This is a genomic window from Micromonospora sp. BL4, assembly GCF_003667505.1.
Taxonomy (GTDB): domain Bacteria; phylum Actinomycetota; class Actinomycetes; order Mycobacteriales; family Micromonosporaceae; genus Micromonospora.
In genome coordinates this window covers 16,521-29,572 of the sequence record NZ_RCVJ01000049.1, presented here as the reverse complement: position 1 = coordinate 29,572, position 13,052 = coordinate 16,521, and the positions used below count along the sequence as shown (strand labels likewise).

Below are 13,052 nucleotides of genomic sequence, written 5' to 3'. Positions count from 1 at the left end.
GGTCAGAAGCTCGATTCGAACGCGGACACGTCGCCCGGCTCGCTGTCGGCGACGAGCGCCCCGAGCACGTGGGCCAGCACACCGTCACCGGCACCGGCCAGCAGATCCGCCAGCGGCACATCGCCGAGCTGCACCAGGGCGGCACCGGCGGCGACGGGTGTGGGCGGTTGGCCGTGCTCAGTCACCGTGGACCACCCCACGGTCGAACACCGGCACCTGCGTCACCGCTGCGCTCACTCCGCCTTTCTACACCATCGCGCCCGGCCCGGACGGCGCGACACCGCAGCCCGCACACGCTGGCCACCGTGCCGTCACCTGGCGTACCACCGCCGCCGTCCGGCAGCCCGCGACCTCGGCCGGCGCGGACGGCGGTCGAATCTTTTCCGGGCGGCCTGTCGATCCGGCCGGCGGCCGTTCGTGTGGAGGATGAGAGGTCGGCGACGGGCCGGCCGCCCCGTGAGGAGGAACGATGACCCTCTACCTGCTCAGCATCCACCAGCCGCAGGGTGACCTGCCGCCGGAGTCGGAGTTCCTGGCCGGCGTGATGCGCCAGCTCGGCGAGCTGCGCGACGAGCTGACCGCCACCGGGTCGTGGGTCTTCGGGCAGGGCCTGCACGGCCCGGAGTCCGCGACCGTGCTGCGCCCCCGCGACGGCGAGGTGCTCGTCACCGACGGGCCGTTCGTCGAGGGCAAGGAGCACCTGGGCGGCATCACCATCATCGACGTGCCGGACCTGGACGTCGCGCTGGACTGGGGCCGACGCTACGCGCTGGCCACCACCCTGCCGATCGAGGTCCGCCCGTTCCAGGGTGGAGCGAGCGACTGACCGTGGAGGACGTGGAGGCGGCGTTCCGCGCGGAGTACGGCCGCGCGGTCGCCGTCCTGGTCCGCCTCCTCGGCGACATCGACCTCGCCGAGGAGGCCGTCCAGGACGCGTTCACCATCGCGCTACGGCGGTGGCCGCGGACCGGACCGCCGCCCAGCCCGGCCGGCTGGATCATCACCACCGCCCGGAACCGGGCCATCGACCGGCTGCGCCGGGAAGCGTCCCGGGCCGACCGGCACGCCCAGGCGGCCCTGCTGTACGCCGCCGACCCACCCGTCGAGGAGGCGCCGGTGCGCGACGACCGGTTACGTCTGATCTTCACCTGCTGCCATCCGGCGCTCGCCCCGGCCGCCCGGGTCGCGCTCACCCTGCGCCTGCTCGGCGGGCTGAGCACCGCCGAGATCGCCCGCGCCTTCTTGGTGCCCGAGCCGACGATGGCGCAGCGGCTGGTCCGGGCCAAGTCGAAGATCCGCGACGCGCGGATCCCGTACCGGGTGCCGCGCGACGCCGACCTGCCCGACCGGCTGCACACCGTGCTGGCGGTCCTATACCTGATCTTCAACGAGGGGTACACGGCCAGCGCCGGGCAGCGACTGGTCCGCGCCGAGCTGTGCGCCGAGGCGGTCCGGCTGGCCCGGCTGCTGGTCGAGCTGATGCCGGACGAGCCGGAGGCGCTCGGCCTGCTCGCGCTGATGCTGCTCACCGAGTCCCGCCGGGACGCGCGGACCACCGGAGACGGCGACCTCGTTCCGCTGCCCCGGCAGGACCGGGCCCGGTGGGACGCCGCGCTGGTCGCCGAGGGACAGGCGCTGGTCCGCCGCTGCCTGCGCCGCGATCAGCCGGGGCCGTACCAGATCCAGGCCGCGATCGCCGCCGTGCACAGCGCCGCGCCGCGCGCCGCCGACACCGACTGGGGCCAGATCCTCCAGCTGTACGACCACCTGCTGGCCGTCGCCCCCGGCCCGGTGGTAGCGCTGAACCGGGCGGTCGCGCTCGCCGAGGTGGCCGGTCCGGCGGTGGCGCTGGCCGAGGTGGACCGCCTCGACCTGGACGGCTACCACGTGCGGCACGCCGTCCGGGCCGACCTGCTGGCCCGGCTCGGCCGGGGCGGGGAGGCCGCCGAGGCGTACCGGACGGCCGCCGCGCTGACCGGCAACGCGGCCGAACAGGCCTTCCTCACCGGGCGGGCGGCGGCCGTGGCGCCGGACTGACCGCGCGGGCTCAGCGGATGTCGTGCGTCTGGAGCCAGAGTTCCAGCAACCCGAGCTGCCACAGCTTGTTGCTGCCGGCCGCCGCCTCGGCCCGGTCCGGTTCGGCGAGCAGCCGGGCCACGTACTCCGGTCGGAACAACCCCCGCTCCCGCGCGGCCGGCGCCTGCAACGCCTCGGCCACCAGCTCGCGCACCGGCCCGTCCACGTTGCGCAGCGCCGGCACCGGGAAGTAGCCCTTCGGCCGGTCGATCACCTCGGCCGGAAGGACCTCCCGGGCGACCTCCTTCAGCACGCCCTTGCCACCCTGGGCCACCTTGTGCTCGGGCGGACAGTGCGCGGCGAGGGTGACCAGATCCTGGTCGAGGAAGGGGGTACGCACCTCCAGGCCCCACGCCATGCTCATGTTGTCCACCCGCTTGACCGGGTCGTCGGGCAGCATCAGATGGGTGTCCAGGCGCAGCACCGCGTCCAACGCGGTCTGCGCACCGGGTGCGGCGAGGTGCCCGGTCAGCAGGTCGCGGCTGGCGTCGTGGTCCAGCGCGTACGCCGGGCCGACGATCCGGCGCAGCTCGTCGTGGCCGCGGTCGAAGAACGCGGCGGCGAACGTCTCGGCGGCGCCGTGCCGGGGCGCCTCGGTCAGGGGCTGGTGGTAGCCGTAACCGGCGAACACCTCGTCGGCGCCCTGCCCGGACTGGGCCACCTTCACGTGCCGGGCCACCTGCTCGGACAGCAGGTGGAAGGCGACCACGTCGTGGCTGCCCATCGGCTCGGCCATCGCCTGGACGGCGCGCCGCACGGCGGGCACCAGATCGTCGTTGGACAGCCGGATCCGGTCGTGGTCGGTGTCGTACGCGCGGGCCACCAGGTCGGAGTAGTGGAACTCGTCGCCGGACTCGCCCCCGCGGCTGTCGAAGCCGATGCTGAACGTGCGCAGGTGCCGCTGGCCCGCCTCGGCGAGCAGCGCCACGATGAGGCTGGAGTCCAGCCCGCCGGAGAGCAGCACCCCGACCGGCACGTCCGCGACCAGCCGCCGGCGTACCGCCGTGCGGAGCGCGTCCCCGATGGCGGCCCGCCAGTCGGCGGCGTCCATCCCGGCGTCGGCCGGCTCCCGGACGTAGTCCGGTCGCCAGTACACCTCCTCGCGGCCGCGCCCGTCCGCCTCGATCACCCGCAGGGTGGCCGGCGGCAGCTTGCGCACGCCGCGCAGCACGGTCCGGGGCGCGGGCACGATGGAGTGCCAGGACAGGTAGTGGTGCAGCGCCACCGGGTCGATGCCGGTGTCCACGTCACCGGCGCGCAGCAACGCGGGCAGGGTGGAGGCGAACCGGAGCCGCCCGGGGGTCTCGGCGAGGTAGAGCGGTTTGATGCCGAGCCGGTCGCGGGCCAGCACCAGCCGCCGCCGGGCACGGTCGACCAGCGCGATCGCGAACATGCCGACCAGGTGGTCGACGAAGCGGTCACCCCAGTGCGCGTACGCCACCAGGATCACCTCGGTGTCGCTGGTGGAGTGGAAGGCGTACCCGGCGTGGGTGAGTTCCTCGCGCAACTCGGGATAGTTGTAGATGCAGCCGTTGAAGACCAGTGCCAGGCCCAGGTCCTCGCGCACCATCGGCTGGCCGCCCGCGTCGGACAGGTCGATGATGGTCAACCGTCGGTGCCCGAGGGTTACCCAGTCGTCGGTGAACAGCCCCTCGCCGTCCGGGCCGCGCGACCGCATCGCCTCGGTCATCCGGGTGACCGCCGCCGCGTCGGGCGGCCTGCCGTCGAATCGGGCCTCCCCGCTGATCCCGCACATCAGGCGGGTCGGTGAGTCAGATGGGACACCAGCGGCACGGCCATCCTCCTGTCACCTCGCCCGGCCCGTCAGGGCCGGTCCCGCCGACCGGACGGGCCGCGCTGGCTACCCGGGCGCGTGGTGGGCAAACCCGGGCCGCCCCGCAGGGGCCCTACTTGTGCAGCAGGAGCCCCTGGCCTGCGCCTCAGCCGAGCAGGGTGCGCAGGATCCGGGCGAGCTGGTCGCGGTCGGCGTCGTCGAGGTGGCCGAAGAAGCGGTCGGCCTCGGCCCGACGGGCGGCCCGGATGGCGGCGCTGACCCGGTTGCCCTCCTCGGTGAGCGCGACCAGCGTCGCCCGTCGGTCGGCCGGGTCGGGTCGGCGTTCGACGAGCCCCCGGGCCTGGAGGTCGTCGATGACCTCGGTGGCGGAGCGGGGCGCGATGCGCAGGTGCTCGGCGATGGTGCCGGGACGCGACTCACCGTGGCGGGCCAGCACTCCGAGCGCCCGGGACTGGCTGGGGGTGATGTCCCACGGCGCCAATGACTCCCGTGCCTGCCGGCGCAGCCGCCCGGCCACCGCCCAGAACGTCTCCGCCAGGCTCTCGTCGTCGCCGTCCGCCGTGCGCTCCGTCACGGGGAATACGGTAGCAGGAGATGCGGTTGCTACCTCATGATGAGGTAACCTCAGCAATATCCCCGTCGAGAGGCAGTGCCCCTTGGAACCGACCCCCACCGGCCGCGACCGCGGCCACCGCACCGTCAGCGCCGACGAGAAGGCGCAGGCCCGGCAGGTGTCCCTACGCCGCATCGGCCGGCTGTTCACCGCCCACCGGCCCGCGCTGGCCGCCGTGACCGCGATCATCGTGGCCTCCTCGATCATCGCGATGGCCACCCCGTTCCTGCTGCGTGCCGTCATCGACCGGGCGCTGCCGCAGGGCGACGTGACCCTGCTGGTCTGGCTGGTCCTCGGGATGGTCGCCGTCGCCGGGGTGACCGCCGCCCTTGGCGTCGTCCAGACCTGGGTCTCCACCCGCGTCGGGCAGCAGGTCATGCACCGGCTGCGCACCGACGTCTTCAGCCACCTTCAGCGGCAGTCGCTGGGCTTCTTCACCCGGACCCGCACCGGCGAGGTGCAGTCCCGCATCACCAACGACATCGGCGGCATGCAGTCGGTGGTCACCTCCACCGCCACCGCCGTCGCGGCCAACCTCACCACCGTGGTCGCCACCGTCGTCGCCATGGTCGCGCTCTCCTGGCAGCTCTCCCTGGTCTCCCTCGTCGTGCTGCCGCCGGCGATCTGGCTGACCCGCCGGGTCGCCCGGATGCGCCGGGAGATCACCGCCCAGCGCCAGCGGGAGCTCGCCGACCTCAACGTCACCGTGGAGGAGGGGCTCTCGATCAGCGGCGTCCAACTGGCCAAGACCCTCGGTACCGGGCCCGCGCTGATCGACCGGTTCACCGCCTCGTCGGCCCGCCTGGTCGACCTGGAGCTGCGCAGCGAACTGGCCGGTCGCTGGCGGATGGCCTCGATGAGCATCATCTTCGCCGCCGTACCGGCGGTCATCTACCTCGCCGCCGGCCTGCCCGGCACCGCCGGCACACTGAGCATCGGCACCCTGGTCGCCTTCACCGCGCTACAGGGCGGCCTGTTCCGGCCGCTGATGGGCCTGCTCAACGTGGGCGTGTCGCTGACCGCCTCGCTGGCGCTGTTCGCTCGGATCTTCGAATACCTCGACCTGCCGGTCGACGTGGCCGACCCCGCCGAGCCGGTCCGCCTCGACCCCGCCCGGGTCCGCGGTCACCTGCGTCTGGAGGACGTCACCTTCGGCTACCCGGGCAGCGACACCGCCGCCCTCGCCGGGGTCACCCTGGACGTGCCCGCCGGCACCAGCCTCGCCCTCGTCGGCGAGACCGGCTCCGGCAAGAGCACCCTCGCCGGGCTGGTCAGCCGGCTGCACGACCCGACCGCCGGCCGGGTCACCATCGACGGGGTCGACCTGCGCGACCTGCGCCTGGCCGACCTGGCCGCGATCGTCGGCGTGGTCAGCCAGGAGACGTACCTGCTGCACACCACCGTCCGGGAGAACCTGCGCTACGCCCGGCCGGCCGCCACCGACACGGAGATCGAGGACGCGGCCCGGGCCGCTCAGATCCACGATCTGATCGCCGCCCTTCCCGACGGGTACGACACGATGGTCGGCTCGCGCGGCCACCGGTTCTCCGGCGGCGAGAAGCAGCGGCTGGCCATCGCCCGTACCCTGCTGCGGGACCCGCGCATCCTGGTCCTCGACGAGGCCACCAGCGCGTTGGACACCGAGACCGAACGGGCCGTGCAGCGGGCGTTCGACGTGCTCGCCGAGGGTCGCACCACGATCACCATCGCGCACCGGCTGTCCACCGTCCGGAACGCCGACCAGATCGCGGTGCTCGACCACGGCCGAATCGTCGAGGCCGGCACCCACGACAGCCTGCTGGACCGCAACGGCCGCTACGCCACCCTGGCCGCCTGACTCACAACCGTCTCGAAACCGTCGCTAAAACCGTCTCGTTATTCCGCGTCCAGGTGGCGGTAGACGGTGGCCCGCGAGACGCCCAGCGTGGCGGCGATGGCGTCCACCGAATGGGTGCCCGCCGCGTGCATCCGCCGGGCCGCCTCGACCTGCTCCCGACCCAGCGCCCGAGGCCGCCCCGGACGGCGCCGACGCTCACCCATCGCGGCGCCCGAGCTCGCATCCGGCGGGCTCCCGGACCCTGCGGCGGCGCCCGCCGGAGCCGCGGCGTCCGAGGGTGGCGTGGCCAGCAGGCGGCGTACGCCGTCGAGCATGTCGGCGCGCAGCACCTCGTCGGGCACGTCGGTGAAGAAGACGACCGGGTCACTGCACGCGGCGACCGCCTGGACCGCCCGGACCCGTTCCCGGCGTCCGGCGTCCGGCCCGGCGATGAGGTCGTTGGCCCGCATCGCGATCCCCATCAGCCGGTGGTACGTGTCGCCCCGGCCGACCAGCGCGATGTCGTGGAAGAGCATCCCGAGCGGCCGGCGGTGAGCGAGTATCGTGTCCACCCAGCCCTCCAGCACCGTCCACCGGGCCTGCTCGGTGGGCTGCGTCCGGGCCGAGTCGAGCAACGCCTCCAGGTCGGCCAACAGCGGCTCGACCAGGGCTGCGAGCAGGTGCTCCTTGGCCGGGAAGTGGTACAGGATCGCGGCCTTGGTCAACCGCAGCCGTTCGGCGATCTGCCGCAGTGAGGTGCGTTGGTAGCCGTGTTCGGCGAAGAGGTCGAGCGCGGCGCGCAGGATCCGCGTGCGGGTGTCGTCCGCGGGCTCGGCGGTCATGCCGGCCAGCCTAACCGGCGCCCTGACCGGTGGCCGATCTCACCGTTGATTGTGCTGACCGGCGGTCAGTACAGTGAGGACGGTCGACGCATCCGACAGCTGGAGGGGCGATGCCCGTCATCTCGATCGACAACCTGGTCAAGACCTTCGGCCGCATCCGGGCACTCGACGGGCTCGACCTGCGGGTCGAGGCGGGCGAGGTGCACGGCTTCCTCGGGCCCAACGGGTCCGGGAAGTCCACCACCATCCGGATCCTGCTCGGGCTGCTCCGCCGCGACTCCGGCGAGGCGCGGGTGCTCGGCGCTGACCCCTGGCGCGACGCGGTGCGCCTGCACCGCCGGTTGGCGTACGTGCCGGGCGACGTCAGCCTCTGGCCGAACCTCTCCGGCGGGGAGGCGATCGACCTGCTCGGTGAGCTGCGCGGCGGCCTCGACCGGCGTCGCCGTGACGAGCTGCTGCAACGCTTCGACCTGGACCCGACCCGCGGCTGCCGCACGTACTCCAAGGGCAACCGGCAGAAGGTCGCCATCGTCGCCGCCTTCTCCTCCAATGTGGAGCTGTACGTGCTCGACGAGCCGACCTCCGGCCTCGATCCCCTGATGGAGGCCGTGTTCCAGGACGAGGTGCGGCGGATCAAGCAGGCCGGCGCCACCGTGCTGCTCTCCAGCCATGTGCTCGCCGAGGTCGAGGCCCTCTGCGACCGGCTCAGCATCATCCGCGAGGGACGCACCGTCGAGTCCGGCAGCCTGACCGAGCTGCGCCACCTCACCCGCACGACGGTGATCGTCGAGACGGCCCGCCCGGTGACCGGCCTCGACGCGCTGCCCGGCGTGCACGACGTGCACGAGGTCGACGGGCGCACCCACCTGGAGGTCGAGCCGGCGCACCTCGACGAGCTGCTCGGCCAGCTCGTCCGCTTCGGCGTCCGCGCGCTGACCAGCACCCCGCCCACCCTGGAGCAGCTGTTCCTACGCCACTACGGCGACGAGCACGTCTCCGCCGACGACCCCGCTCCGGCGCGAGCCCAGCGGGCCGGTGCCCGATGACCGCCCTCACCGGCACCCGCCGGCTGGCCCGACTCGTGCTGCGCCGCGACCGGATCCGCCTGGCGATCTGGGTGCTCGGCACGCCCCTGCTCGGCTACGCCCTCGCCGGCAGCGTCGCCGGCATCTACCCCGACGAGGCGGCCCGTCAGGGCTACGCCACCACGTCGGCGTCCAGCCTGGTCGCCCGGGCCTTCAACGGCCCCATCGCCGGCACCGACGTCGGCGCGGTCGTGGTCGCCGAGACGTACGTGACGCTGGCCCTGATCGTCGCGCTGCTGAGCACCTTCGCGGTGACCCGGCACACCCGGCAGAACGAGGAGACCGGCCGCGCCGAGCTGGTCGGCGCCTCCGTCGTCGGCCGGTACGCGCCGCTCACCGCCGCGCTGCTGGTCGTGGTCGCGGCGAACGTGGCGGCCGCGGCGCTGCTCGCCGTCGCCCTGGCCGGCGCGGGCCTGCCACTGGCCGGCTCCCTCGCGGCGGCCGGCGCGGTCGGCGGCGTCGGGGTGGCCTGCACCGGCGTCGCCGCGGTCACCGCGCAGGTCTCGGTCACCTCCCGGGGCGCCAACGCGCTCGCCGGCGCCGTCGTCGGGCTCTCCTTCGTGCTGCGCGCCGCCGGCGACGTGCTCGGCGACACCAGCGCCGACGGCACCCGCGTGGAGAGCGCCTGGCCCTCCTGGCTCTCCCCGCTCGGCTGGGGCAACCAGGTGCGGGCCTTCGGCGGGGAACGCTGGTGGGTCCTCGCCCTACCCGTCGCGCTGCTGCTCGCCGCGGTGGCGCTGGCGTACGCCCTCGCCGAGCGGCGGGACCAGGGCGCCGGGCTGATCGCCCCCCGACGCAAGGCCGCGACCGCCGCCACCTGGCTGCTCAGCCCCGCCGGGCTGGCGTGGCGGATGCAGCGCGGCGCACTGCTCGGCTGGGCGGTCGGGATCGCCGTGCTCGGCGTCTCGATGGGCGTCGCCGCCGACGAGTTCAACGCCATGATCGAGCAGAATCCGGCCGCCGCCGAGGCGATCAACGCGATGGGCGGGGGAGCGGACCTGCTCGACGCGTACCTGGCCGCGATGCTCGGGCTCTTCGCCCTGACCATCGGGGCGTACGTGGTGCAGGCCCTGCTCCGCGTACGCGGAGACGAGGCCGACGGGGTGCTGGAGGCCGCCCTCGCCACCGCGGTGAGCCGTACCCGATGGCTCGGGACCCAGGTCCTCGCCGCGGCGCTCGGCGCGTTCGCCCTGCTGCTCCTCGCCGGCCTGACCACCGGGCTCGGCTATGGCCTGGTCACCGGCGACCCGCTCGGCGAGGCCATTGCGCTGGGCGGTGCCGCGCTGCTGCGGCTGCCGGCCCTGCTCGTGGTGGCCGGGGTGGTGACCGCGCTCTTCGGCCTGCTGCCGCGCCGGTCGGTGGTGCTCTCCTGGACGGCGCTGCTGGTCTTCCTGCTCCTCGGGCAGCTCGGCGCCGTGCTGGAGCTGCCCCAGGCGGCGCTCAACCTCTCGCCGTACACCCATGTCCCGTCGGTGCCGGCGGTCGACCCGGCGGTGCTCCCGCTGGTGGTGCTGACCACGGTGGCCGCGCTGCTCCTCGTGACCGGCGCGGCGGCGTTCCGCCACCGCGACGTCCCGAGCTGACCGGCGCTCGTCTCGGGCTTCGCCGTGATCGTTGACGCCTGGCCGACTCGACACGTCGCCCCGTGCCCTGCTGAGCTGCCAACGATCGAGGCGGCTAGCAGAAATCGAGCGGTGCTGGGGCGTCGTCCACAGGTTGGCAGAGGTCCACAGTGGCGGGGGTGACGTGGTTGCGGGAGGTCGGGTGAGGTCTCACGGTTCGTGGCGTGAATTCGGTGCTTCGGGAGCTGGTGGAGCTGGGCGGTGGGCTGGTCACGCGTGGGGTCGCCGGGCAGGTGGTGCCACAGCGGACGCTGGATCAGGCCTGCCGCAACGGTGAGCTGGTGCGGGTGTTGCCGGAGTCGTTCGTCGCGGCGCATCTGGTAAGTGGTCGACCAGGCGGCCCTCCGCTGAGTCGACTCGACCCTGACCTGGGTTTTCGTGCGGCTCTCGCCTGGGCTGAGGGTTGCGGCGCACTCAGTCACCTCAGCGCGTTGAGCGCATGGGGGTTGCGCCCGCAGGCGTTCGGCGATCTAGTGCACTTGAGCACACCGGCGAGCGCCGGTCTGCGCACCCGACCCGGACTGGTTGTGCATCGGCGTCGGGGTTTCACCACCGGTCCGCCGCACGTGGTTGTCCGGCGGGGATTGACGGTCACCCGTCTTGAGCAGACCCTCGTCGACTCGTGGCCGATGCTGCCGCTCCCCGAGCGGCGGGCACCGGTGATCCGGGCGGTCAACGATCGGCTGACCACGCCGGAGCGGCTGTCGGCGGCCCTGGGCGATGTGCCGAAGCTGGTCGATCGGGCAGCGCTGCGAACGCTGCTGACCAGGCTCGCCGACGGCTGCCGCAGCCCCTTGAGATCTGGGGGCACGAGGACGTCTTCACCGGCCCGGGCATGCCGACGTTCCGCCGACAGGTGCCGGTGCGCCTCGGGCGACGCACCATCTACCTCGACATGCTCGCCGAGCGGGAGCGGGTCAACATCGAACTCGACGGCGCCGCCAGCCACGGCGACCCACGCCAGCGGGAGATCGACCTGCGCCGGGACGCCCTGCTGGCGACCACCGGGATCCTGGTGGTCCGCTTCGCCCGACGTCGCCTGGTGCACGAGGTTGAGGCGGTACGCCGCGAAGCCCTGGCCATCCTGGCGACCCGCCGGGCGGGCGCGACCGCCTGAGCTGGTGCGGCGAGCGCGGGCCGGAAGCGGTATGAGACCGCGTGTTCTGGGGCTGACGGATCGGGCGTCCACGTCAGTCAACGCTGGACCTATCACTTGCATGAGCGGAAAGTGTCCACCTATGCTTTCCAGCGTGGAAAGTATTGGTGTGACGGAGCAGCTCAGGGCGGCCGAGCGCGGTGCCGCCGCACCTTACGTCGACTATCCGCCGACCCCATGGTGGTATGCGCCCTCCGTCGGCGCCTGGGCCGCTGCCATGATCGGCACGTTCGTGTGGTGGCGCCAGAACGCCGCCCTGTTCGTGGCGTCGCTCGCCGTCCTGATCGCCGTCGAGGCCCTGTTCGTCGTCTGGATGCGGCGCCGGCACGGCGCGCTCCCGATGCCGGGCAAGGGCACGCCGCCCCCCGAGATCGCCGGAGAGTGGCGCAGATACTTCGCTGCCCTCCCCGTGGTCGCCCTCATCGTCGGGCTCGTCTGGTGGCTGGTCGGCGTCCCGGCGGCCGCCGGGGCGGCATTCGTCCTCGTGACGGTCGGCCTGGCCGTCTACGAGCGGCGGTATGCCGCGGCCGCCGCAGCGACCCGGGCACGCCTTCGATGATCGACGGCCTGGATCCGATCATCCACGTGCCCAAGCGCCTGGCGGCCATGGCCGTCCTGGCGAACGCGCCCTCGGTCTCATTCCGATTCCTCAAGGACCACCTGCAGCTCAGTGAGTCGGATCTGTCCAAGCAGATGTCTACCTTGGAGTCAGGTGGCTACGTCAGCTCGACCAAGGTCGGTCGTGGCCGTGGAGGCAGTACGACCTATCGGATGACCCAGGCCGGGCAGCGCGCCTACGAGCAGCACTGCGCCACGTTGAGGACACTGATCGGCGGCGCATAGCGCTGCTCGGTCCGCACCGATCGGGTCAGCGGTTGTGCTGGGGTGGAACGGGGGCCTGCGGTTCCGTTGGGGCGCGCGGGTGGGAGCGCAGCAGTTCATTGATCCAGCGGGCTGCTTCCCCCTGCGCGGCGAGCAGGTGTTCGCGGGCGTCCGCGATGTCCTCGTCTCCGGCGTGTTCGTAGAGGATCGCCGCCCAGCGCCGGCTCAGCTCCTGGGCGTAGCGAGCACGACGAAGCTGCTCGTCGAACTGGTACTCCAGTTTCATCAGCCGGTCGACGTGCGGCTGGTACGTCGGCATGATCCGCTCGTCGAGCCGGACGGTGGCGTCGGGTTGGCAGGTGATGACGATGTCGCCCCGCTCGTAGCGCCACGTGGGCTCGGCGGTGATCGCCTGCCGCAACGCCAGCTCCAGGTCGGCCGCCCGGTGTGGGGGCAGGTTTCGGGCGGCGTCGGCGGCGAGCCGGGTCAGCCGCTGGATCGCGTGCGGCTGGAAGTAGTCCACGTACCAGCTCAGCACCTCGGAGCGGAGGCTCTCCTGCGACGACCAGGCGAAGGTGGCGCGGATGTGGAACGCGTACACGTACCCGAGGGCGGGAACCGTGATCGGTCGAGGCGCCTCGCGCTGTTCGACGAGCGGGCCGGTTGGTGATGGTGCGGCGCCCGGACCTGCGGGCGCCTCGTCCTGGAGTGACGCGACGAGTCGATCCCAGGTTCGCGTCCACCACCGCCAACCGCGGACACTCGCGTCCCGGGTGACGGTCAACCCGCGCAGGCCCCGTTGCCGCCACTGGTCCGCGGGCCGCGGCCTCCCGTCGGGGGCGTCCGTCATGGCACCCCTCCATGGTCACGGATCAGCGTTTCACGCTAACAACCCGTGACCGATATGCCCGCCGCCACGCCGTCGGCGGCCGGCTGCTGGTCGCGATGCTCGGCGACTCGCCAGCACCACACCGCATCGCTACGCGTCGTCGTGCACGACCGCTACCTCGCGGAGGATGAGCGGTGGGGGTGCGGATGGGCTGAAGAGCGCGATGACTCAGAGGTATAAAGATGACTCTGAGGTATCGAGCTCTTCAGCAACACCACCCCCCACACGCGCGGCGTACGGATGCTCAGTTCCCGACAGTCGAGGCTGGTTCGGGCCCCGGTGACGGTGGCGGTGACGGTCGGGTGACGGGCCCTTCGCGATCCTCGTGCCGAGCCG

The 13,052-nt window shown here is 73.0% G+C and carries 13 protein-coding genes; 8 read left to right on the top strand and 5 right to left on the bottom strand.

Features of this window, described 5'->3' with window-relative positions; translation table 11 throughout:
- Nucleotides 1-2: 2 nt before the first annotated feature.
- Nucleotides 3-185, bottom strand: coding sequence for an FxSxx-COOH cyclophane-containing RiPP peptide (gene fxsA, locus EAD89_RS02230; protein WP_158609773.1), 183 nt, complete (start codon nucleotides 183-185; stop codon nucleotides 3-5).
- Nucleotides 186-469: 284 nt separating this feature from the next.
- On the opposite strand from fxsA, the gene EAD89_RS02225 reads away from it, so the two are divergent.
- A complete protein-coding gene (locus tag EAD89_RS02225; RefSeq protein ID WP_121653254.1) occupies nucleotides 470-826 on the top strand; it encodes a YciI family protein in 357 nt (118 codons plus the stop codon).
- A 2-nt stretch (nucleotides 827-828) separates the two neighbouring features.
- Nucleotides 829-2,037: an RNA polymerase sigma factor gene (locus tag EAD89_RS02220; protein WP_121674507.1), complete on the top strand. Its 1,209-nt coding sequence runs from the start codon at nucleotides 829-831 to the stop codon at nucleotides 2,035-2,037.
- Nucleotides 2,038-2,047: 10 nt separating this feature from the next.
- Here EAD89_RS02220 and EAD89_RS02215 read toward each other — a convergent pair whose 3' ends face one another.
- Nucleotides 2,048-3,832, bottom strand: a complete 1,785-nt coding sequence (locus tag EAD89_RS02215) for an N-acetylglutaminylglutamine amidotransferase (protein WP_121674506.1) — start codon at nucleotides 3,830-3,832, stop codon at nucleotides 2,048-2,050.
- 184 nt (nucleotides 3,833-4,016) lie between these two features.
- Nucleotides 4,017-4,445, bottom strand: coding sequence for a MarR family winged helix-turn-helix transcriptional regulator (locus EAD89_RS02210; RefSeq protein ID WP_121674505.1), 429 nt, complete (start codon nucleotides 4,443-4,445; stop codon nucleotides 4,017-4,019).
- An 82-nt stretch (nucleotides 4,446-4,527) separates the two neighbouring features.
- Here EAD89_RS02210 and EAD89_RS02205 point away from each other — a divergent pair, with 82 nt between their 5' ends.
- Nucleotides 4,528-6,321, top strand: coding sequence for an ABC transporter ATP-binding protein (locus EAD89_RS02205; protein ID WP_121674504.1), 1,794 nt, complete (start codon nucleotides 4,528-4,530; stop codon nucleotides 6,319-6,321).
- A gap of 38 nt (nucleotides 6,322-6,359) precedes the next feature.
- Here EAD89_RS02205 and EAD89_RS02200 read toward each other — a convergent pair whose 3' ends face one another.
- Nucleotides 6,360-7,142, bottom strand: coding sequence for a TetR family transcriptional regulator (locus tag EAD89_RS02200; RefSeq protein WP_121674503.1), 783 nt, complete (start codon nucleotides 7,140-7,142; stop codon nucleotides 6,360-6,362).
- A gap of 110 nt (nucleotides 7,143-7,252) precedes the next feature.
- Between EAD89_RS02200 and EAD89_RS02195 the strand changes: the two genes are divergently transcribed.
- The 5 genes from EAD89_RS02195 (at nucleotide 7,253) to EAD89_RS02175 (ending at nucleotide 11,848) form a co-directional block, all read left to right on the top strand.
- Nucleotides 7,253-8,188: an ABC transporter ATP-binding protein gene (locus EAD89_RS02195; protein WP_121674502.1), complete on the top strand. Its 936-nt coding sequence runs from the start codon at nucleotides 7,253-7,255 to the stop codon at nucleotides 8,186-8,188.
- Nucleotides 8,185-9,810, top strand: a complete 1,626-nt coding sequence (locus EAD89_RS02190; protein ID WP_121674501.1) for an ABC transporter permease — start codon at nucleotides 8,185-8,187, stop codon at nucleotides 9,808-9,810. The genes EAD89_RS02195 and EAD89_RS02190 overlap by 4 nt, the downstream gene beginning before the upstream one ends.
- A gap of 874 nt (nucleotides 9,811-10,684) precedes the next feature.
- Nucleotides 10,685-10,966: a DUF559 domain-containing protein gene (locus EAD89_RS30900; RefSeq protein ID WP_233578105.1), complete on the top strand. Its 282-nt coding sequence runs from the start codon at nucleotides 10,685-10,687 to the stop codon at nucleotides 10,964-10,966.
- A 121-nt stretch (nucleotides 10,967-11,087) separates the two neighbouring features.
- Complete coding sequence (locus EAD89_RS02180; RefSeq protein ID WP_121674500.1) at nucleotides 11,088-11,564, top strand: hypothetical protein; 477 nt, start codon at nucleotides 11,088-11,090, stop codon at nucleotides 11,562-11,564.
- Nucleotides 11,561-11,848: a transcriptional regulator gene (locus tag EAD89_RS02175; RefSeq protein ID WP_121674499.1), complete on the top strand. Its 288-nt coding sequence runs from the start codon at nucleotides 11,561-11,563 to the stop codon at nucleotides 11,846-11,848. The genes EAD89_RS02180 and EAD89_RS02175 overlap by 4 nt, the downstream gene beginning before the upstream one ends.
- Nucleotides 11,849-11,873: 25 nt before the next feature.
- On the opposite strand, the gene EAD89_RS02170 is transcribed toward EAD89_RS02175, so the two are convergent.
- The gene (locus EAD89_RS02170; protein ID WP_147458734.1) at nucleotides 11,874-12,677 is read right to left on the bottom strand and encodes a hypothetical protein; all 804 of its coding nucleotides are present in this window, start codon (nucleotides 12,675-12,677) and stop codon (nucleotides 11,874-11,876) included.
- Nucleotides 12,678-13,052 lie beyond the last annotated feature (375 nt).

What these genes read in the sequence shown, in the direction of transcription:
- EAD89_RS02225 (WP_121653254.1), top strand. Translation starts at nt 470, where the DNA reads ATGACCCTCTACCTGCTCAGCATCCACCAGCCGCAGGGTGACCTGCCG.
- EAD89_RS02215 (WP_121674506.1), bottom strand. Translation starts at nt 3,832, where the DNA reads ATGTGCGGGATCAGCGGGGAGGCCCGATTCGACGGCAGGCCGCCCGAC.
- EAD89_RS02200 (WP_121674503.1), bottom strand. Translation starts at nt 7,142, where the DNA reads ATGACCGCCGAGCCCGCGGACGACACCCGCACGCGGATCCTGCGCGCC.
- EAD89_RS02195 (WP_121674502.1), top strand. Translation starts at nt 7,253, where the DNA reads ATGCCCGTCATCTCGATCGACAACCTGGTCAAGACCTTCGGCCGCATC.
- EAD89_RS02190 (WP_121674501.1), top strand. Translation starts at nt 8,185, where the DNA reads ATGACCGCCCTCACCGGCACCCGCCGGCTGGCCCGACTCGTGCTGCGC.
- EAD89_RS30900 (WP_233578105.1), top strand. Translation starts at nt 10,685, where the DNA reads ATGCCGACGTTCCGCCGACAGGTGCCGGTGCGCCTCGGGCGACGCACC.
- EAD89_RS02180 (WP_121674500.1), top strand. Translation starts at nt 11,088, where the DNA reads ATGCTTTCCAGCGTGGAAAGTATTGGTGTGACGGAGCAGCTCAGGGCG.
- EAD89_RS02175 (WP_121674499.1), top strand. Translation starts at nt 11,561, where the DNA reads ATGATCGACGGCCTGGATCCGATCATCCACGTGCCCAAGCGCCTGGCG.
- EAD89_RS02170 (WP_147458734.1), bottom strand. Translation starts at nt 12,677, where the DNA reads ATGACGGACGCCCCCGACGGGAGGCCGCGGCCCGCGGACCAGTGGCGG.